Origin of the sequence: Persicobacter sp. CCB-QB2 (assembly GCF_001274635.1) — a bacterium.
In the GTDB taxonomy this organism is placed as follows: domain Bacteria; phylum Bacteroidota; class Bacteroidia; order Cytophagales; family Cyclobacteriaceae; genus Persicobacter; species Persicobacter diffluens.
Genome location: NZ_LBGV01000001.1, coordinates 122913 through 143157 on the forward strand (window position 1 = coordinate 122913; position 20245 = coordinate 143157).

Sequence of the window (20245 nt, forward strand, 5' to 3'; positions counted from 1 at the left end):
CCTCGTTTAGCTGCTAGGCGGAAAAAATGAAGGAATAGTTTCCTGTTTCGAGTTTTTTCCAACGAAGCAGATAAATGAGGAGAAAGCAAGCCTAACTACCCAAATTGGGGCTACCAGAAATTTAGCGGATCCAATTATAATCAATTGATAAATAGGTTCTTTCGGTAGACTGTAAAACTAGCGGTGAATAATTCGGCTTAATCCCCGGTATCTTATCCGTGAAGAGCAATGGTTTCACCTAAAAATTGAATATCATGAAATATTTATTTGGAGTATTCGTTTTGAGTTTGTTGCTGATTGGTCTTGATTTAAAAAGATATCCTAATGGCCATATTTTATCAGTTTCGTCAGAGCAGGACAGTTTGTTGTACCAAGAAAGATCTTTCTCTGCTGAGGAAGGGCCTGCCGCTGAACCCTTGGATAGTATTATTCCATTAAAATCTCCGATTTCGGTGAATTCAAAAAAAAAATATCAATGGGATTACCTATTTCCGCCTTATAGGCAGCCGGAATCAAATCAGTAAGGAGAAATAGCCCGGATTATTCATGATTGAATGCTCGTTTAGCTGCAAGGGAGGAAAAATGAATGGTTTTCCTATTTCGAGTTTTTTTCCAAGGAAGCAGATGAACGAGGAGAAAGCAAGATTGCCCCATTTTGGGCTATCAAAAACCAAAGAAAACACACGTAAGAATTTAAGAGTAAGTGTCTTGATTTGGTTTTGTTAATTTAGCGGTGCATAATTCGGCTTAGGAAAACAAAAAAGGAGGCTGTTTGGCCTCCTTTTCAGTTAAGGGTGATTTCCCCTTATTTCAATTTCTTCAGAATGTCTTCAAACTCATGCAATGGCACCATATTCGGGCCATCCGAAAGTGCTTCTTCCGGCTTCTCATGCACTTCAAAGAAGAAGCCATCCACACCTACGGCCTTAGCCGCAGCAGCGATATAGGGGGCATACTCTCTGTTTCCTCCGGAAGCACCACCAAGTCCGCCGGGCTTTTGCGTAGAGTGGGTCACGTCCATCACGACCGGGAAGCCCAGGGCTTTCATATCTACCAGGTTGCGAATATCCACCACCAAATCACCATAGCCCATCAAAGTACCACGCTCAGTCAACATGACTTTTTTGTTGCCCGAATCAATGACTTTTTGTGCCGGATAAAGCATGTCTTTACCAGAAAGAAACTGTGCTTTTTTGATGTTTACAATCTTATCGGTCTTCGCACAAGCCACTAAAAGATCAGTCTGACGGCAAAGGAAGGCCGGGATTTGTAGGATATCACAAACCTCCGCTACCGGAGCAGCTTGGTTAGTCTCGTGAATATCAGTAGTGATGGGAAGGCTGAAATTATTTTTCACCTTTTCCAAAATGCGTAGGCCTTCTTCCAATCCCGGACCTCTGTATGAGGTGATGGAAGTACGGTTGGCTTTATCAAAAGAAGCCTTAAAGATATAGGTCAGTTCCTGACGCTCACACATGGCCGAAATGTTTTCTGCCAATCGCATGATCATGTCTTCGTTTTCAATCACACATGGTCCGGAAATGATAAACGAACCGGATTTAAGTTTATTATAAAGTTCCATTGAATGAAATACTATTGCGCTTTATTATAACAATACAAATTAATGAAATTGAAAGGAAATGTGGATAATCGCTGAAATTTATTCTGTTTCCGCTTCAATAATCGCCTTTACCTTTTCAAAATCCTCCAGCGTATCCACGCCAATAGGAGAGTGCTCGGTCTCAATCATTTTGATCTTGAACCCATTCTCCAGCGCGCGTAACTGCTCTAGCTTTTCCACCTGTTCCAGGTAGGAAGTGGGCATTTGCGCATATTGCAAAAGGAAATCCTTGCGGTACCCATAAATGCCCAGGTGCTTGAAATATTTTAGATCTTCGGGCACATAGCCGTTGGTTTGCATTTCTTCCACCCGGTCCCGGTAAAATGGAATCGGAGAGCGGGAGAAGTAAATGGCATGACCGCTATGGTCCGTAATCACCTTTACATTGTTGGGATTGTTCACCTCTTCGCAACGCTTGATTGGTGTTTTTACCGATGCCATTGGTAATGCTCCGTCCAATTTGAATTGGGCCGCCAACAGGCTGATGACTTCAGGATGGATTTGTGGTTCGTCTCCCTGCACATTAATGATCACGTCGGCCTCTAATTGAGCCGCTGCTTCTGCAATACGATCTGTTCCGGATTGGCAGGCCTCCGAGGTCATGAGAATGTTCTGAGTGAAGGTCTGGCATCGGTTACGGACTTCTTCTGCGTCGGTAGCAATGTAAACAGCATCAATGCCTTCAGCAGCGATTGCCTTTTCATAGACCCATTGCACGACCGGTTTTCCCTTAATCTCCAGTAAAACTTTTTCAGGCAGTCGGGTTGACTTTAATCGGGCGGGAATGACAACGATGGTTTTCAATGGGTTATTGGTTTAGGTCGTAAATCTGAATCACTCCCAGTAGCTGATCTTCTTCAGTCACTAAAAGAGAATTAATTTTATGCTGGTTCATCAGCTGGTCTGCTTCTCCTAATTTGGCATCTTTATGAATGCATTTGGGATGCGCACTCATCAGTTCCCGGGCTGTTTTCTCAAAGAAAGCGGCTTGCTGACTTTCCATTGCGCGGCGGATATCTCCATCGGTAATAATGCCTACAATTTTTTGCTCTTCCTGAACGATGGCAAGACCTAAACGACCTTCCGATACTTTTTGCACAACCAGCAAAGAGGAAGTGTCCGGTGCTACGATGGGTAATTGCTCCTTGCGCATCACCGTCTCTACATTGGTGAGCAGCATGCGTCCTAAACTTCCGCCAGGGTGGAAACGTGCAAAATCCTTTTCCTGAAAAGAACGCTTTTTCATTAAGGCCACTGCCAAAGCATCTCCCATGGCCAGAGTAGCTGTCGTGGAACTGGTGGGAGCCAGTTTCAATGCGCAGGCTTCCTTCTCTACGGCTACATTCAGGTGAAAATCTACATTTTTGGCCAAAATAGAATCCGGCTTGCCCGTCATTCCAATCAGCAAATTGCCATTGTCCTTGAAAAATGGAATCAGGTTCAGGACCTCATCGGTTTTGCCGGAATTACTGATCAGTAAAACGGAATCTTCCGGAGTTACCATGCCCAGGTCACCATGAAAAGCTTCTCCCGGATGTAGGAAAAAGCTGGGTGTTCCGGTGGAGGCCAAAGTGGCGGCAATTTTATTTCCAATATGGCCGGACTTGCCCATCCCGCAGACAATTAATTTTCCGGTACTTTTTAATACGGCTTCTATGGCTCCTACAAAATCTTCATCGATTTGCTGAGACAAATTTTTTACCGCTTGTGCTTCTATATCAAAAACTTCCTGCGCCAGTGCAAGAATTTCGTGTTTCCCCATGGGTTATGTTTCAAAAGGGTTTGAAATGCTGCAAAACTATAAAAATTCAATCAGGAATTCAGCTGATGTCCGGGATTTTGTCCGCATTAAAGAGAATAGAGGTCCGGGCTTTGGGGAAAATAAAAGGAATGAAGGGCGCTGGGAGTCCCCAGTAGAAATAGCATTCATTTGAATGTGTTGGAAACTGTAATTGGAGGAATTAAAGAAGATTGAGTGATGTGGGTAGTAAATGATGTAAGATAAGAAGGTTATAAATCTTTTTTTTGGAAACTTGAGTACTAAAGGTATAGCAAATCAATTTTTTACAGCGATGAAGGGAGGTTTACATGAAACAATTATTTACAGTTTTTATTTTTGTAGGGTTGATTGGTTGTACTTCTATCGCTGAAGAGGTTGATCCGGTTCCTGTTGCAGTGAACGCGCCCATCGAGCAATTTCCAAAATATTTTATTCAGCAGTTTGAGGAAGAACGAGACACGATCCTGTCTTTCAGGTACTCTTCTGCTAATCGCTACATTGAACTTGATTATTTAGGGCAATCTCAGTTTTTTTTCGCTTTTGATGAAAATGGTGAATTTTTGTCCTATACCTTACGTGCTCAGGGCGTGGATATTAAATCGCTAAAAGTTGTGGGGCGTGATCGACAAACGATTCGTTATGTGATGGAGCAAACGTCCTCTGAGACTCCTATTTACTTTTTTTACGGGCGAAAAAAATTATTGGATCCTGTTTTTGAAATAGAGGAACAGTTAAGCGGAAATGGACAGGTGGAGCGTGTTCAGTTTTATGAATTCGGTCAAGAAAAGATACTGACGGACGAAATCACTTTCTTACATGATGAAAAGGAAAATCTGAATCGACTGGAGTATTATCAATATACCGAGGCGGGAGGAAGTCCCCGGCTTTTTGTTGATTTTGAATATGATCAGCAGGCTTCTGTTTTTCATTTTTTGGAAGCGCTGCCTATGGTGGTAATCCTTGATATATTGGTGGAAACCCGCCTGAGTGCCTTCAGTGGTTTAAACAATGCCCGTAAAGTCTCCATTGAGGATTTTAATTTACTTAATACTTTTCGAGAGGAAAATGAGTATGTATATGCCTATAATAATTTGGGCTATCCAGGGCAAATAAGGTACATCACTAATCGCTTTGGAACTCAGGATAGTTTAAACTATTTAATAACCTATCGTTAGGAATCGGGGTAAAAAAATTATCGGCAGCAATCTAAAATGTTTAGCTGATTCAAACTAAAACCTTACCAATGAAACTATTTTCTAGAACATTAGCCTTATGCTTGTTGACTGTCGGTTTTTTCGCCTGTTCATCAGATGATGATGGGGTAGACCCCTCAATTGTTGCTACACCAACTGAGATTTCAGTGGATGATGATGGTGTACCTTTTACGTTTTACCGATTTGAGTATAATGATGACCAAAGTGTCAGCAATCTCTATATTGTGCCTATGGGACTTAGAGCTAATTTTACTTACAATTCAGAAGGGAAGTTAACCTCCTATATTTTTCAAAATGAGGATGGTAGTCAAAGTTATTGGGAATACCGGATAAGCTGGAACGATGGGCAGGTGGCGCAAATAGATTATTATCTGGACCTGGATCCGGTCCCTACAAGAGAGAGCCAGTCTAAGGGGGTAGATTTTGATGTCAAAATGCGACCCCCGGTATTTGGATTAGAAAATGCCCGTACAGGAGAATGGACTGTTGTGCAGACTTTTGTTCCCTTTAATGAAGATGGCCGGATGACAGAAGCAACGATTAATCAGGGCGAGTTCAATTTAGGAACTATGAGGTTCTCCTATGATGCTGCTGGTCAGATTGTCGCTATGGAAGAGGAATATAAATATAATGATGGGGGAGATGATGTTTATTTCAAAACCACCTATCAGTTTGCTTATGATGCACAGCCTTCTCCATTCAAAAGTTTCAATGGCTTTCCTGCTTTAATTAAGTATAAATTGACGGATTTATTATTTACAGGGCTTTTACAGTCCGGAGCATTTGACTTGTTACATTTTAGTAGTGTAAATAACCCGGTGTCCATTCAATATAATGTAACAAACGGGGAGGAGTCCGATGGCTTTACGCAACCCCTGAGTTATACCATAGGTGAAAATGGTTTTCCTGTACAATTAATTATCGATGGGGATACGCCGGAAAATAATTTTGTAAAGAATGTATCATATCCATAATACAGATCATTTTTGATGATCAAAACCGCTTCTCAGGAGGCGGTTTTTTTTTGCATTCTGAATCCTTAATTTTATTGCTTTATAAATTGAAACTACGATGGAATACAATATTAAAATGGTGGTGACCGATGTAGATGGCACCCTGACCGATGGCGGGATGTATTATACCGAAACTGGCGATGAATTCAAGAAGTTCAACGCCAAAGATGGCATGGGGATGAATATTTTGCGTAAGGCTGGTATTGAGGTGGGGATCATTAGTCATGGGAAGGCCCCCCATATGGTGTTGAACCGGGCGGAACGTTTGGGTTTAAAATATGTGTATGTGGGTTCGGAGCCTAAAATGCAGATTTTGGAGAAATGGTTGCAGGAGCTGGGCATTTCCAAATCCGAGGTCTGTTATATCGGAGATGATATTAATGATGAGGCTATTATGGAGGCCGTTGGACTTTCTGCCTGTCCCTCAGATGCGGTGAAGGTCATCCGGGAAACGGCCGATATAGTCCTGACGCGCGGAGGTGGGAATTGTGCTTTCCGGGAATTGGTGGATGAGCATTTAATCCCGGTGAAGAGCAAGCGGAAGGACAAGATTGGTTTTTAAATACCCCTTAGGGAAGGCTCTCGGATGTATTTCAACATTTGGATTAGAGCGTGTTTAAAAGCAGGGCATCCGGCTGCAAATTTGAATTATTGGAAGCGATTTTGGGTAATTTCTCAAAATTAGCGAAGCTATGCTCTCAAAATAATCGGGTATCACTTCAAGAATCATCTAATTTTCCCTGCGAATTTTGGCTGTTAAGCTCGCTCTTAGATAGGAGATCCTATAATCACATTATATGTCATTGTGATTATCATGAAAAAGGAAGAGATTGAATTAAACACAATATCTGTGCGTGGTTTTTGATTCTAAGGGGGATTGGTATTTTTGCATTCTGTAAGAAACAAAACGCTTTAAAGAAAGCTCATGAATATTAATAGTGCGATTAAAGAAGCCATCTCAAAGGCTTTTGAGGCTCAGTTCGGGGCCGCATTACCAGTAGAGGAAGTAAAATTGCAGCCATGCCGCAAAGATTTTGAAGGAACTCACACTTTTGTGACTTTCCCGTTTGCGCGCATCAGCAAGAAGAACCCTCAGGAGACCGCTCAGCTGATCGGGGAATATGTGAAGGAAAACAGTGAGGTAATCGCTGACTTCAATGTGGTAAAAGGCTTTTTGAATTTGGTATTGGATCGCACGGCATGGGTGAAAACTTTAGGCGCGATGGTAGCGGAAGAAAACTTCGGTTTTGCGGCGCCAAATGGCCAGAAGGTGATGGTAGAGTATTCTTCTCCTAACACCAACAAGCCATTGCACCTGGGCCACCTGAGAAATAACTTTCTGGGCTATTCGGTTTCTGAAATTTTGAAAGCTGCCGGATATGAAGTGCAGAAGGTGAACTTGGTGAATGACCGTGGTATCCACATTTGTAAGTCCATGTTGGCTTATGAAAAGTTTGGAGAAGGGGAGACACCGGAATCTGCGGGCATTAAAGGCGATAAGTTGGTAGGAAACTACTACGTGAAGTACGATCAGGAATATAAGAAGGAAATTGAAGCCTTGGTTGCTGATGGTATGGATGCGGAAGAAGCGAAGAAAGAAGCGCCATTGATGAAAGGTGCGCAAAAAATGTTGCGTGACTGGGAGCAGGGCGAGCCTGAAGTAGTAGCCCTTTGGGAGAAGATGAACGGCTGGGTGTATGATGGTTTCAATGCCACTTACAAGACGATGGGCGTGGACTTCGACCAGTTCTACTATGAATCCAATACTTATTTATTAGGTAAAGATATTGTAGATGAAGGCTTAGAGAAAGGTGTTTTCTTCAAGAAAGAGGATAATTCTGTCTGGGCGGATTTGAGTAAAGAAGGTCTTGATGAGAAATTAGTATTGCGCGGTGATGGTACTTCGGTTTACATTACGCAGGATATGGGTACTGCTGATTTGAAACATAAGGACTTTGCTTTTGATAAGTCAATTTATGTGGTAGGTAATGAGCAGGATTACCACTTTGATGTATTGTTCCGCATTTTGAAAAATGTTGGACGTGAGTACGCTGAGGGGATGTACCATTTGTCTTATGGAATGGTGGACTTACCTTCCGGTAAGATGAAATCTCGTGAAGGTACTGTAGTGGATGCGGATGATTTGATGCAGGAGATGTTTGATACTGCGGAATCACATACCAAGGAATTAGGTAAGATCGACGGCTTTACGCCAGAGCAGGCAACTGAGCTTTACCGTAAACTAGGCTTGGGAGCATTGAAATATTTCTTGCTAAAAGTAGATCCAAAGCGTCGCATGTTGTTTAATCCTGAGGAATCTATCCAGTTTCAGGGGAACACGGGGCCATTCATTCAGTACACGCATGCGCGTATTTCAGCCATTGCACGTAAGGCAGAGGAGCTTGGGATTGATACTTCTGCGGAGGTCATCAGTCAGGTGACAGCATTGGAGCCATCAGAAATTGAGGGGATCCGTTTGTTGACCACTTTCCCTGAGGTAGTTGCAGAAGCAGCAGCAAACTATTCGCCGGCAGTAATTGCCAACTACTGTTTTGAATTGGCAAAGGAGTACAACCGTTTCTACGCAGAGGTGTCGATCTTCAACGAGGAAGATGCCAATAAGCTGGCCTTCCGCGTGGCTTTCTCTCAGCAGGTAGCAGACGTGATTCGTCGTGCACTATTGTTGTTGGGTGTGGAAGCTCCGGAGCGTATGTAATAAAAAGATCTGATATAACATTTTTAAAAGTCCTTTCGTAATTACGGGAGGACTTTTGTTTTGGAAGCCTTTTTGGATTAATTTGCCCAATCCGGTATTTTTATACCAACCTTATTTTTTCGAAATCAAACCGAAATCAAACCGAAATCAATCAACGATAACCATACGACCATGAAAAATGTATTTATTGCCTTAGCGGCAGCGGCCATGATGGTCACGGCCTGTGGAGACGCAAAGGTAAAATCGAAACCCGTGACGGCGGCATCTGAAAAGGTAGAAACGGTGAAAGAAAACAAGAGTAAGCGTCCGGAAGGAGTTTCAGAGTTTTACACTTTTAAGATGAATGATATTGATGGGAATACCATTGATTTCGCTGAATTTAAAGGACAGAAAGTGCTATTGGTGAATGTAGCTTCCAAATGTGGTTATACGCCACAGTATGAAGGCTTACAAAAGCTACAGGAGAAATACGGAGACAAAGTAACTATATTAGGTTTTCCGGCGAATAATTTCGGTGGGCAGGAGCCGGGCTCCAATAAAGATATTAAATCCTTCTGTACCGGAAACTATGGCGTGACTTTCCAAATGTTTGAAAAAATTTCCGTAAAAGGAGATGATCAGCATCCACTTTACCAGTGGTTGTCAATGAAAGACAAAAATGGCTGGAATGATCAGGAACCTAACTGGAACTTTAATAAGTATCTGGTGAATGAAAATGGCGAGTTGGTTAAATACTTTGGGTCAAAAGTCAAACCAATGTCAGAGGAACTGGTAGCAGCTATTGTAGAATAATGTTATATTTGCATAAAGTATTAAAGTCAGGCTAAAGTCTGACTTTTGTTTTTTTCTGGCAGGTAATAGCATATAATGAAGGAGAATGATATGGTACTAGGAAAAGGGGCTAAAATTAAGGCCTGGATCACTGCATCCCGCTTGCGGACCTTACCGCTGGCTTTTTCCAGTATTTTTATGGGCAGTTTTATTGCGGCCTATTATGGGCATATGCGCTGGTCCGTGCTGGGCTTAGCAACGCTCACCACACTATTTTTACAGGTGCTTTCCAATCTGGCCAATGACTATGGGGATTCGGTGCATGGCGCCGACTCAGATCAGCGGCAAGGACCACAACGCGTGGTGCAGCAGGGTTTGATTAGTTTGCCTCAAATGAAAAGGGGAATGATTATCTGTGGACTGCTTTCGTTGTTGTCCGGCATTGCCCTGCTTTATGTGTCTTTTGGTGCTCAGTTAGAGCTCTTTCTCGCTTTCCTGTTATTAGGTTTGTTCGCCATTGGAGCCGCAGTGACCTACACCGCCGGCGTTCGGCCTTATGGCTATATGGGGCTGGGAGATATTTCGGTATTTTTATTTTTTGGGCCGGTAGGCGTATTGGGGGTATACTTTTTACATAGCGGAAATTTGGCGCCCGGCATTTGGTTGCCAGCGGCTGCATTGGGTTTTTTTAGTGCAGGGGTATTGAATGTAAATAATATCCGGGACATTGAGTCAGATCGTGAAGCCGGAAAATATTCGATACCTGTACGCCTGGGTCGTAAGAAAGCGGTAGTTTATCATGCCCTTTTATTGCTGGCCGGCTGGGCGGCTATTTTGGTTTATTCCATGTCAATAATAGACAAAAAATCCGTGTGGATTATTTTGTTAATGTTACCCTTGTTCCTGAAAAACTTTTGGGCGGTGAAAAATCGAACGCATCCCAGTGATTTAGACCCCTTTTTGAAGCAGTTGGCCATCAGTACGTTTTTGTTCGTTTTGGTGTATGGATTTGGGCTTTTAGTACCATTCTAAATAGTAGATTGTTTTCGTAATCTTGGGAAAATCATGTATTTAGCTGTATCTTTGACTAGTTGTTAATGGTCAAAATCCTGATGATTGTCATTGTATTTTTTCTGGATTCCTGACCTGTTTGGTTGTTTAAATTTAAGGCGGTAATTGTGGCAGTAAATAAAGTTCCAAAAAACACCTGTGATTCCTGTCCAAGGGTATCGCAGACACTTTTTGACGGCGTCAATTCTGAAGAATTGGTAAAAGTTTCAGAAAATAAATCCTGTATCCGATACAAAAAGGGACAGACTTTATATTATGAAGGGACACGTCCTTTGGGATTATTTTGTGTGAACGGCGGAAAAGTGAAAGTTTTTAAGATGAGTTCTGATGGTAAGGAGCATATTGTTCACTTAGCGAAGGATGGTGATTTTTTAGGGTATAAAGATTTGATCGGTGAGGAGTTTTATACAACTTCCGCTACGGTGCTGGAGGATTCTATCATCTGTTATATCCCGAAAACCAATTTCCTTTCCCTATTGCAGGGCAATCCGGTATTTTTTAATAAGGTCACCAAGGCGATCATCAAATCCCATGGTATCCTTGAAAATAAACTCTTGAACATTGCTCAGAAATCTGTGCGTGAGCGTTTGGCAGCAACTTTATTGATGCTGAAAGAAACTTACGGTATGGAAGGAAATGAGCAAGGAGTGTTACTGGACATTGCGCTTACTCGTGAGGACTTAGCCAATATTATTGGTACTGCAACCGAGACGGTAATCCGTTTATTATCCGAATTCAAATCGGAGGGAATGGTAGCCCTTCAAGGTAAGAAGATCCGAATTATTAATGAGGCGGCTTTAGTAAAAACAGCTGATTTTTACGAAGCGCTGAATTAACAATAAAGATTGACTTGAATAAGAAAAGTGAGTTTCGTTTCGGAGCTCACTTTTTCCATTTTTGTCCTATTACGATTTATTTTTTAAATAATTATAGGAGGTAGGGGTGAAATATTAATGATTTCACAGGTCTTGACTTTTTTCACGCCTCTTCATGATATTTGTCAGAATGGCTTTCTGTGAATTATGCTAATTTCATGTATACACTTGAATTTAGCCCCCCATGATCAAGAAAGTATTAGTTCCCACAGATTTTTCCCAACAGGCAAATTACGCCTTAACCCTCGCTATAGAGATTGCCAAGCGCGCAGATGCTGGCCTGACTTTAGTGCATGTAGTGGAGATGTCGGCTCCGAATGTTTCGGCATTAGGAGTCCCTTATATGGAATCCGGCGAACAAATAGAAGTCGCCCGCCAGCAGCATGATGCTGCTTTGGAAAAGATGAAAAAAATTGTGGAAAGCAAGCAGTCTGCAGATGTGGCCATTGAAATGGCGGTAGAGTATGGCAGTACTTTCTCCGATTTGTATACGCAGCTGGAAGGTTTCCATGCGGATATGATCGTAATGGGGAGTAAAGGCGCAGGCGGCTTGGAGGAAATCATCATTGGCTCAAATGCGGAGAAGGTGGTACGTAATGCAAAAGTACCGGTTTTGGTGGTGAAAAATGAAACACACCTCAGGGATATTCGCTCCATTATGCTGGCAAGAAAGTTCCATGACCATAAGGAAGATCATGCTATTGAAGCCTTAAAGGCGCTGCAGGAATTCACTGGGGCAGATTTACATCTGGTGAAGGTAAATACTCCAGCCAACTTTGAGGATGATCGAACCAATTATGCTCATATCAAGGCTTTTGCAGAGAAATATCAGTTGGAGCGTTACTATTCCAAGGTTTATAATGCCTTTACCGAAGAGGATGGTATTCTCTTTTATGCAAGAGACAATGAGATCGACCTGATCGCATTGGCAAGCAGCGGAGGCAGCATTATGCAGTCTATATTTGGGTCCGTAACCGGTGATGTAGTTAATCACGCTCAGCGACTGGTGTGGACTTGTAGGATTTAATCATAAGGAATTTTTTAGAGTTAGAATATAAATTAAAGCTATATGGCAAGAATTTTTGCAGCCTTGAAAGGGGATTTTTCCTCTCTGGATAATTTGAGAGAGATGGGAGCATCTATTGGGAATGATGAAGTGAGCTTTGATGTGGCCCTGTTAGGGATGGAAGGATGCGAGGACCAGCGAAAGAAGCAGGAGCGCGAAATTCAGGCTAAAGCTCAAGAGCTTAAAATCAATCTTCGGGTGCTCAAAACAGATCACCTTGGCGTGAAGGAAATTGTAGAGAAGACCCCTTTTTATGATATGGTGTTTTTCGATTATGCCTCTGCTTTCCATTTTGTGGATGGTGAGGACAATTCGGAGCAGCTGTTTAAAATATTGATCGGATCACGTTGTCCGGTGGTGATTATTCCATCCAATTACTCAGAAGTGAATAATCTGATTTTCACTTATGATGGAAAGGATGCCTCTATCTTTGCCATTAAAATGTTTGCTTTGCTTTTCGGAAAAAATTGCAAAGACATGGAGGTGACCATTTTGTCTGTGGTGCAGGAAGATGAGTCCATGTTTGGCTTTGAACGTCACCTCATGGATTTTGTGCAAAGTCATTTCAAAAATGTCGGGCTTAAGCACGTTTACGGAGAAGAGGTTTCTACCAATATCCATGATTTTTCACAGACATTAAGTGATTCTCTGGTCATCATGGGTGCTTATGATCGCGAAGCAGATACCTATAAGGAGCGTCCATCTGCCGCCAGAGGAATTATCTTCCAACAAGATACCCCGTTATTTATTGCGCATCACTAATAAGGCAAAAGGACGAGTTTCAGGAGTTAAAATAAAAGGATAATTAAAAAACCGCTGGAGGAAATCCCGCGGTTTTTTGCTTTAGGTAACTTTACTCTCAATAATTCGTGTGAATGGCTTTGGTAGTGGAGGAAAGCGGAACAAACCACTAAACGACATGAATACCCCCTAATTAGCGTTGCCGCTTTGAAGAGGTGATTTTTGCCACAGATTGCACAAATTATCACTGATTTTTGAAAGGGTCTGTTAGGGTGATTTTTGCCTTAAGCCGGATTATTCAAGCCTAAATCCTCGTTTAGCCGCATGGCGGAAAATGAAGGAGAAGTTCCCTGTTTCGAGTTGTTTCCAACGAAGCAGATGACTGAGAAGCAAGCAGGTTTGCTCAAATTTGGCTCATTAAAAATCAAAGAAAAGCGAATGCATCTAACTGGCTGTGAGTTGATTGAGTTGTGCTGGTAAATTCAGTGGTGAATCATGCGGCTTAAAAACCGCATGGAAATTCGTCTGAAACAATCTTGACTTAAAATAGTGGACCTTTATATTAACCCACACCATTCAGGCTGTAAAAGGCTCGCTTGGCAAAGGGTGCTCACCATCAAAAGCCTACATCCTATTTATCCTACGCCCACTGCTTCTTCAAAAACTTCTTCCATACCAGCTTAATGCTCGGGAAAGTGTTGCTCAGCGCCGCCTGTACTTCATAGTCGCTCATCCAGCGCACTTCATGAATATCTTCCTCTATCTGTGGACGCATATGTTTGTCCGAAAGGCAGGTCATTTCATACCAATACGTTTTCTTCAGCACATTTTTGCCCTTATACACATAGGTATGCCAGGTGTGACATATTTTATCTCCCAGCTTCGCCTTAATATTGCACTCTTCCTCTACTTCCCGCAAGCCCGCAGCAGCAGGCTTTTCTCCTTTATCCAGCTTGCCTTTAGGAAGATCCCATTTGCCCAAGCGGAAGATCATCAGCTTTTGGTCTTTGCCATTCGTCACCAGGCCACCCGCCGCTTCCACAATATTGAATTGCTCCTTAAAAAAGGTCTTGGCGCGCTCAAGGTCTTTGAACTGCATCGTCAGGGCCTTCCAGTTTCCCTGATCCTTCCTCCGGCTGATCTCAATACTTTGCGCCAAATGCACCAAATCCGCATTCTTAATCAGAACATTGCCCTCCAACTCTGGGCTAAGGTGCTCTTTCTTGCCATCCAGTCGGTGCTGATAACTACGATGGGAAACCTCTTTATCCCGATCTATCAGGCGGATCACCCGATCATTGATAAAAACTTTCATCTCAAATTATGGCCCTGTTAATTTTTTTCCAAAAGTGAACATTGAGATGCAAAATCACAATGCTTCCACCAAAATACTTTTTAAATTTGCGACATGAATATGGATCCTAAAGAAATTTCACAGAAAGTTGCTTCCCATTTGTTGGAAGTAGAAGCGATTAAATTAAGCCCGAGCAAGCCATTCACCTGGAGCTCAGGATGGAAATCACCGATCTATTGTGATAACCGCGTGGCACTGGCTTACCCTGCTGTTAGAACCTATATCAAAGAAGCTTTGGCAGCCATGATCAAGGCCAACTATCCTGAAGTGGAAGCGATCGCCGGTGTGGCTACTGCAGGTATTCCACAGGGCGCTTTGGTAGCAGATGCTTTAGGGGTACCATTTATGTATGTACGTTCTAAGCCTAAAGGTCACGGCATGGAAAACCTGATTGAAGGGGATCCAAAAGGGGGACAGAAGGTGGTCGTGTTGGAAGATTTGGTTTCAACCGGTGGAAGCTCATTAAAAGCAGTAGACGCATTGCGTCAGGCAGGTATTCAGGTATTGGGTATGGCTGCCATTTTTACTTACGGTTTCCAGATTGCGGATGATAATTTCGCTGCTTCCAATGTAGACTTGTCGGTATTATCAAACTATGCGGATATGATCGATACCGCTTTGGCTTCCGGTTATGTGAAAGAGGGAGAGGTAGAAGTATTGAAAGCCTGGAGAGTAGATCCATCTAACTGGGGAGGGTAATCTAATCCGGAAAAAAAATTGAAGGAAAGGGGGCGAAAGCCCCTTTTTTTGCTACTGTCCTTTTTCCTCAATACCAATGCCGAAGAGGGCAAAATCATATTTTACCGGATCCTCCGGATCAAAAGTTTTCAGGTTTTCCGTCAGTTCCAGGGCAGCCTGCCAGTCTGTTTGTTTTCGGCGCAAAAGGCCAAGCCTTCGGGCAATGCGATCCACATGCACATCACAAGGGCATATAAGTTGGGCAGGTTTAATTTTTTTCCATAAGCCAAAGTCCACACCGCCCTCCTCAGAGCGCACCATCCACCGCAAATACATATTCAGCCTTTTACAGGCTGATTTTCTCGCCGGCGTAGCGATATGTTTTTGCGTTCTGCGGGGAAAATGCTCCGCCGCACTGAAGTCCTTTTGAAAATACACCAGAGCCGATTCCATATCCCCATTTCCCAGCTCCATGCCCTTTACAAATACCTCTTCCAGACTTTCATGCCTCTGATACACCCTTTGCAGGTAGTCCACAAAATAAAGTAAATCCTCCTCATTAAAAGTACGGTGTTTAAAGCCCAGCAGCTTTTTCAAATCATCCGCCTGATGGTGGAGAATGAAATCATAAGGCGCATGATCCATCCGTTCCATCAGCTCCCGACATTTATTGATGATGGTCTTCCGCTGCCCCCAGGCCAGAATGCCCGCGAATAATCCCGCAATCTCAATGTCCTGCTTTTGGCTGAACATATGCGGAATCGTGATCGGGTCATGAGGAATGAAATCCGGTTGGTGAAATCTATGGTAATGCTGCTCCAGCAGTTCAAAAAGTGCTTGATTGTTTTGCATAGCCCAATTTAGGGAATCCACCATGGAATTTTGCTTTTAGCCTTATCGCAATTATTGATAGCCTGAAAAGAAGTTTTTTTTTGGGGACTGCTGCCGCTTAGACGTCAGCACCGGGCTGGCGCGGCTCACCCCATCGGCCTTTTGGGCCGCTGTGGTTTAAACAGACCCGCTTCATCCCTGTCCCGGCGGGCTCATCGCCCGCAAATGCCATCCGATTTAACAGCAGAAGCAAATGCCCCATTTTAGTAGTGACATTTACTTGCCTTCCAATCCTTTACAAAAATCAGTGATAATTGGTGAAATTTGTGGCAAAAAAAAATCACTTCAACTTTTCTCAAAAAATAGAGTTAAATCGTTCAATTAGTAGATTCACGCCCTCATATTTCAACCTCTTCCACTCCTTTATAAAATCAGAGATAATTTGTAAAATTTGTGGCAAAAAAATCCCCCTCAGCTTTTCTAATAAATTAGTGTAAATTCGTGCAATTAGTGGTTTCGCACCCTCATAGTTCAAGTCTTCTAGCCCACTACAAAAATAAGAGATATTTTGTGGCAAAAACACCTCCTCAACAGCATACCCCACAAAGCATAGGGCTACCCTAAAAGCTGTACTCAATAAATCTCCTTTGCGATTTTCTGATAGACCTTTAAATCATGATCGGAAAAACAGACGAAATAAATCTCCTCATAAACATGTGGATGCTTTGCCAGGTAAGCGTAGATCGTTTGCAAAGCAATCTTCGCCGCCCGCTCAAGGGGATAAGCGAAAGCTCCCGTGCTGATGGAGGGAAAAGCAATGCTTCGGGCAGCAATCTTCCGCCCCAGTCGGAGGCAGTTTTCATAACAAGAGCGTAATAGAGCCTCTTCGCCTTCCTGTCCGCCTTGCCAGACCGGCCCCACCGTATGGATAATATAATGGGCGGGGAGTCGGAAAGCTTGAGTGATCTTGGCCTGACCGGTGTCACATCCCCCAAGATTTCTGCAGACTTCCAGCAATTCCGGCCCGGCAGCATGATGTATTGCGCCGTCTACTCCGCCACCTCCTAGTAAAGTGTTGTTAGCCGCATTGACAATGGCATCCACCTTTAGGGTAGTGATGTCTCCTTTGATCATCTGGATTTCAGTCATAAGTCAGAGCTTGGTTAAGTACTTTTTGGTCTATATTTATAATACTTTATATGTCTGCTTTGGGTTAAGTTGAATTTTTTTCCTTTGATGCCGCCGATGGATATTAAGTGTAAGAAATCAAAGTGTTGTGATAAAAATCGAATTCAAAGTGAAGGCAGGGGAGTATCCCTTTAAAAAAGACTGTCCTTTATCCTGCTCTGTTTGAGTGGGTTGAGTTATTTTTGAAATCTTCTTCAAATCCGAAAAAGGCATAAATGAAGAGGTAGTGCTCAATAGCTTACTTAGGGCCGATGTAACATCCTTTCTGCAATCGTCTCAGACCGTTGAACACAGTCCTCTATGGAAAGTCCAAGGAAATAATTGCCAGTGAAATGCAGTCCATTCGCCTTGGATTGTTGGTCAATGGTTTTTACTAACTCATCTTGTCCCAGTCTTAGTGATGGCAGGATGTTCTCTTTTTTATATAATTTTTGAAAGTGGTCTTTTCGGATGCCAAGCACTTCGCAAATAATGTTTTCTTTCACCGCATCACTGCCTACATTGGGTTTGAAGTGAAAGACAAAGCCACGATAGCGCTCGTGTCCCACTACATCTCGTGATACCACTGAGAAGAAATCACTCCTGGGGGCAAAAATTCCCGCCACTTCAGGGAGCTTAAGATCTGATTTTTTCACTACCACGCCCATGGCTTCGCTATAGGCCACCGGGATCTTAGCCAACGCCATTGTCAGGTCTTCATTGATATCTTTCACCAGTCTTTGCGCCACATGTGGCGGAGTAGCGATGGCCAGTTGTTTGCCTTCAAAGGATTGTCCGTCGGTAAGGTGCGCCTTCTTGGCTTCTTCCAGCAATTCCACCTGATTTACCCTAGTATTGGTGATCACCTTAATATTGGGGTGGTGTGCCATCTTTTCAATCAGGGACTGAAGGCCGTTTTTCAGGGTGAAGCTCTTCAAAATATCTTTGCGTTTTTCCCGCTTTTTGAATAGCATGTCCGCCGGGAAATCATCTACTGACTGGCAGGGGACGGCGGCAAAAATATGTTTGAAGTAGCGCTCATAATTGTGGTTACCCAGTATTTTGGAATAATAGCTCTTCACCGTCTCTCCCTCTTTTTTCTGCCAGAATATTCGGGGAACAGAAAATAAGGCTTCCAGCTTATTTACCGGACTCACCACACTTTTCAGCTTTCCTTTTTTATAAATCTTATAGGGTACTTTTTCTCTTGGCATGAGCTCCTGTAGCCAGTCACAGGCTTCAATAAGCCGAATGAAAGCACCGTAAGAATTGTAGGTGGTGTGGGCGCCCATCTCAATCCAGAAATGATCCTGTGCTTCATCTTTGGCAGACTGAATGCATCCTCCAAGCTGTGGGGAAGCTTCCAGCACTAAAACTTTCTGATCTTTTTGGGCTAATTGGAAGGCAAGGCTAATGCCGCTGATTCCTGCGCCTACAATAATGGCATCGTACATAGGGGAAAATCTGTTATTGCTCCAAAAATAGCCGATGGGAAGGAATAAAAAAAATGCCCGCAATGGAGCAGGCTTGAACTGAATTATTCCTACTTAAACCGTCCTTTAACTACAATTTGAGCAAAATGAAGGGATAGTCCTTTATTTCAGGTTTTTTCCGATGCAGCAAATAAATGAGAAGCATGCAAACTCCTCTGAGTAGGAGTGAATAATATGTCAGGGAAGTTGTCTGTAAGGTGTTGAGCGTAGGGTTATTGACGAGGGGTATTGAATTTAGCAGGGCGAAATTCGGTTAATGTTTAATATCCGGACCAGCCATAAATATTTCCCTGGCGGTCGAGGGCGAAATAAGTAGACCCGTTTTCGTGTTCCAGCATGCCGGTAAATAATTGCCCCATCTCTAATTGCATGCTGATATGAGAAGAGTCCAACCACTGATGACAGTCTTTCTGGATGATTTCCTGTACCAAAGCATAGTCAACCGGCTTTAATTGCTCCTTGAGACGGATCAAATCCATATGCTGGTTAAGTCTGAACTGGAAGAATTCCCTGTTTTCTTTTGAGGTGTGCTTGGTAAAGTCCACTTTTTGAAGGGATAATATATTTTCTAGGGAATTTTGAGAGAGGGATTCTGCAAGTGTCTTGGTGGGCTCGGGCTGCTTTTCCACTTTTTTTTCTCCCTCAGCAAGGTACATCATGAAGGGAAATATCAATAATCCTAACGCCCAAATCTTCATTTTCTATTTTTAAGCTAACGATTTAAAAATAAGTTAATTGTAAAGGAGATGATTAACGGTTTAGCTTTGGGGAAAAAGTTCATTCCATTAAAAAATCTTACTCCTTAAATTTAAATTACAAATCCCTAAATGTAAAGGATTATTACTTGAAAAATCTTTAAAATTTTCGAATGTTTTTAAAATATAAAATAGAACCATGCTTAGATTGTAATTTTTGTAGTGGAAAATGCATGGTTTTTGGGTGGTTACATTGAATTTCCGGATTTATCCTACCTGCAATTTTGTATACTGTATTGGAAGGTTTTAAATTGGGGTGATCTAATAGAGATAGATGTTGATTTTTAATAGAACCAAATTCAAAAGTTTAAGATGAAGAACCGCGAGGTGAAAAGATCCCTTTTTTCAAAAGGATCCCGCTTATTGGTGTTTGCAGTTGCCTTTGGTGCTGCCGGCCTACAGTCTTGTAAGAAAAAACCTGCTACATCAGAACCTGTGGAAAGCGCCACAGAGGCAAATGAAAATATCAGTGCATTGCTGGAGCAAGCACAATATTTATTGGATAATGTAGAAAAAATGTCATCCAGCCATGTGAAGACAGAAATTGACCGATTACGTAAAGCTGCCGGCGGTAATGAAGAGGTGGAGGCGATCCTGAAACAGGTGGAAGCCAAGCTGGGTGCAAAGGAAAGTATTAATCAGGCCAAGATGTTGGTCGATAATTTTGAAAATTATGACCTGGACTATGTAAAGGAAGAAACGGAAAAATTACGTAACTCTTCTTATGCGGAGGTGCAGACTTATGTGAATCAGCTGGACAAAATGATCGCCGCCAGAGAGCAGCGTGCTGTGGATGCTCGTCCTCTAAAAGTACGTTTGAACGATTATATGCTGAGTATTGCCAATGCCGACTCTCCAGCAGCTGCAGATGGCTATGTAAATAAAGCCCTGGAGCTTTTTGCTTCTCCTTCCGTGGATGTGTTGATCATCATCGGCATTTTTGACGGGGAAAAAGATTTTGACAAACCTACGACGATCAGCCAGTATTTGGATTACCTGAAATTGCAAAAGAAAGCTCCTTACCGTATTGAAAATATTGAGCAGGATGCGAACGGGAAAATCCGCCTTTTGGAATTGAAAAAGTAAGTCGTTGATTTTT

Annotated in this window: 20 protein-coding genes; 12 read left to right on the forward strand and 8 right to left on the reverse strand. The window is 42.6% G+C overall.

Annotated elements, in window-relative coordinates; genetic code table 11:
- Nucleotides 1-254 precede the first annotated feature (254 nt).
- Complete coding sequence (locus NG22_RS00665; RefSeq protein ID WP_053403941.1) at nucleotides 255-524, forward strand: hypothetical protein; 270 nt, start codon at nucleotides 255-257, stop codon at nucleotides 522-524.
- A 281-nt stretch (nucleotides 525-805) separates the two neighbouring features.
- Here NG22_RS00665 and kdsA read toward each other — a convergent pair whose 3' ends face one another.
- From kdsA to NG22_RS00680, 3 genes are all read right to left on the reverse strand, one after another.
- Complete coding sequence (gene kdsA, locus NG22_RS00670) at nucleotides 806-1582, reverse strand: 3-deoxy-8-phosphooctulonate synthase (RefSeq protein ID WP_053403942.1); 777 nt, start codon at nucleotides 1580-1582, stop codon at nucleotides 806-808.
- Between the two features lie 78 nt (nucleotides 1583-1660).
- Complete coding sequence (gene kdsB, locus NG22_RS00675) at nucleotides 1661-2425, reverse strand: 3-deoxy-manno-octulosonate cytidylyltransferase (RefSeq protein WP_053403943.1); 765 nt, start codon at nucleotides 2423-2425, stop codon at nucleotides 1661-1663.
- 4 nt (nucleotides 2426-2429) lie between these two features.
- Nucleotides 2430-3383 carry an SIS domain-containing protein gene (locus NG22_RS00680; protein ID WP_053403944.1) on the reverse strand — a complete coding sequence of 318 codons (954 nt, stop codon included), beginning with the start codon at nucleotides 3381-3383 and terminating at the stop codon, nucleotides 2430-2432.
- A 326-nt stretch (nucleotides 3384-3709) separates the two neighbouring features.
- Between NG22_RS00680 and NG22_RS00685 the strand changes: the two genes are divergently transcribed.
- The 9 genes from NG22_RS00685 (at nucleotide 3710) to NG22_RS00725 (ending at nucleotide 12889) form a co-directional block, all read left to right on the forward strand.
- Nucleotides 3710-4576 carry a hypothetical protein gene (locus tag NG22_RS00685; protein ID WP_053403945.1) on the forward strand — a complete coding sequence of 289 codons (867 nt, stop codon included), beginning with the start codon at nucleotides 3710-3712 and terminating at the stop codon, nucleotides 4574-4576.
- Nucleotides 4577-4644: 68 nt separating this feature from the next.
- Nucleotides 4645-5589 carry a hypothetical protein gene (locus tag NG22_RS00690; RefSeq protein WP_157600790.1) on the forward strand — a complete coding sequence of 315 codons (945 nt, stop codon included), beginning with the start codon at nucleotides 4645-4647 and terminating at the stop codon, nucleotides 5587-5589.
- Nucleotides 5590-5686: 97 nt separating this feature from the next.
- Nucleotides 5687-6190, forward strand: a complete 504-nt coding sequence (locus NG22_RS00695; RefSeq protein WP_053403947.1) for an HAD family hydrolase — start codon at nucleotides 5687-5689, stop codon at nucleotides 6188-6190.
- A 363-nt stretch (nucleotides 6191-6553) separates the two neighbouring features.
- A complete protein-coding gene (gene argS / locus NG22_RS00700; RefSeq protein WP_053403948.1) occupies nucleotides 6554-8344 on the forward strand; it encodes an arginine--tRNA ligase in 1791 nt (596 codons plus the stop codon).
- Between the two features lie 171 nt (nucleotides 8345-8515).
- On the forward strand, nucleotides 8516-9136 hold the full coding sequence (locus NG22_RS00705) for a glutathione peroxidase (protein WP_053403949.1): 621 nt from the start codon (nucleotides 8516-8518) through the stop codon (nucleotides 9134-9136).
- A 75-nt stretch (nucleotides 9137-9211) separates the two neighbouring features.
- The gene (locus NG22_RS00710; RefSeq protein WP_253275635.1) at nucleotides 9212-10147 is read left to right on the forward strand and encodes a 1,4-dihydroxy-2-naphthoate polyprenyltransferase; all 936 of its coding nucleotides are present in this window, start codon (nucleotides 9212-9214) and stop codon (nucleotides 10145-10147) included.
- 146 nt (nucleotides 10148-10293) lie between these two features.
- Nucleotides 10294-11022 carry a Crp/Fnr family transcriptional regulator gene (locus NG22_RS00715; protein WP_053406846.1) on the forward strand — a complete coding sequence of 243 codons (729 nt, stop codon included), beginning with the start codon at nucleotides 10294-10296 and terminating at the stop codon, nucleotides 11020-11022.
- Between the two features lie 223 nt (nucleotides 11023-11245).
- Nucleotides 11246-12088 carry a universal stress protein gene (locus NG22_RS00720; RefSeq protein ID WP_053403950.1) on the forward strand — a complete coding sequence of 281 codons (843 nt, stop codon included), beginning with the start codon at nucleotides 11246-11248 and terminating at the stop codon, nucleotides 12086-12088.
- Between the two features lie 42 nt (nucleotides 12089-12130).
- Complete coding sequence (locus NG22_RS00725; protein WP_053403951.1) at nucleotides 12131-12889, forward strand: hypothetical protein; 759 nt, start codon at nucleotides 12131-12133, stop codon at nucleotides 12887-12889.
- Between the two features lie 619 nt (nucleotides 12890-13508).
- On the opposite strand, the gene NG22_RS00730 is transcribed toward NG22_RS00725, so the two are convergent.
- Nucleotides 13509-14183 carry an NUDIX hydrolase gene (locus NG22_RS00730; RefSeq protein WP_053403952.1) on the reverse strand — a complete coding sequence of 225 codons (675 nt, stop codon included), beginning with the start codon at nucleotides 14181-14183 and terminating at the stop codon, nucleotides 13509-13511.
- Nucleotides 14184-14282: 99 nt separating this feature from the next.
- Here NG22_RS00730 and pyrE point away from each other — a divergent pair, with 99 nt between their 5' ends.
- Nucleotides 14283-14921: an orotate phosphoribosyltransferase gene (gene pyrE, locus NG22_RS00735; protein WP_053406847.1), complete on the forward strand. Its 639-nt coding sequence runs from the start codon at nucleotides 14283-14285 to the stop codon at nucleotides 14919-14921.
- Between the two features lie 51 nt (nucleotides 14922-14972).
- On the opposite strand, the gene NG22_RS00740 is transcribed toward pyrE, so the two are convergent.
- The 4 genes from NG22_RS00740 to NG22_RS00760 form a co-directional block, all read right to left on the reverse strand.
- Complete coding sequence (locus NG22_RS00740; RefSeq protein WP_053406848.1) at nucleotides 14973-15752, reverse strand: TIGR02757 family protein; 780 nt, start codon at nucleotides 15750-15752, stop codon at nucleotides 14973-14975.
- Between the two features lie 612 nt (nucleotides 15753-16364).
- A complete protein-coding gene (locus tag NG22_RS00750; RefSeq protein WP_053403954.1) occupies nucleotides 16365-16880 on the reverse strand; it encodes an O-acetyl-ADP-ribose deacetylase in 516 nt (171 codons plus the stop codon).
- Between the two features lie 281 nt (nucleotides 16881-17161).
- Nucleotides 17162-18352: an NAD(P)/FAD-dependent oxidoreductase gene (locus NG22_RS00755; RefSeq protein ID WP_053403955.1), complete on the reverse strand. Its 1191-nt coding sequence runs from the start codon at nucleotides 18350-18352 to the stop codon at nucleotides 17162-17164.
- A gap of 299 nt (nucleotides 18353-18651) precedes the next feature.
- Complete coding sequence (locus NG22_RS00760; protein ID WP_053403956.1) at nucleotides 18652-19089, reverse strand: hypothetical protein; 438 nt, start codon at nucleotides 19087-19089, stop codon at nucleotides 18652-18654.
- Between the two features lie 369 nt (nucleotides 19090-19458).
- Here NG22_RS00760 and NG22_RS00765 point away from each other — a divergent pair, with 369 nt between their 5' ends.
- The gene (locus NG22_RS00765) at nucleotides 19459-20232 is read left to right on the forward strand and encodes a hypothetical protein (RefSeq protein WP_053403957.1); all 774 of its coding nucleotides are present in this window, start codon (nucleotides 19459-19461) and stop codon (nucleotides 20230-20232) included.
- The last annotated feature ends 13 nt before the right edge of the window (nucleotides 20233-20245 follow it).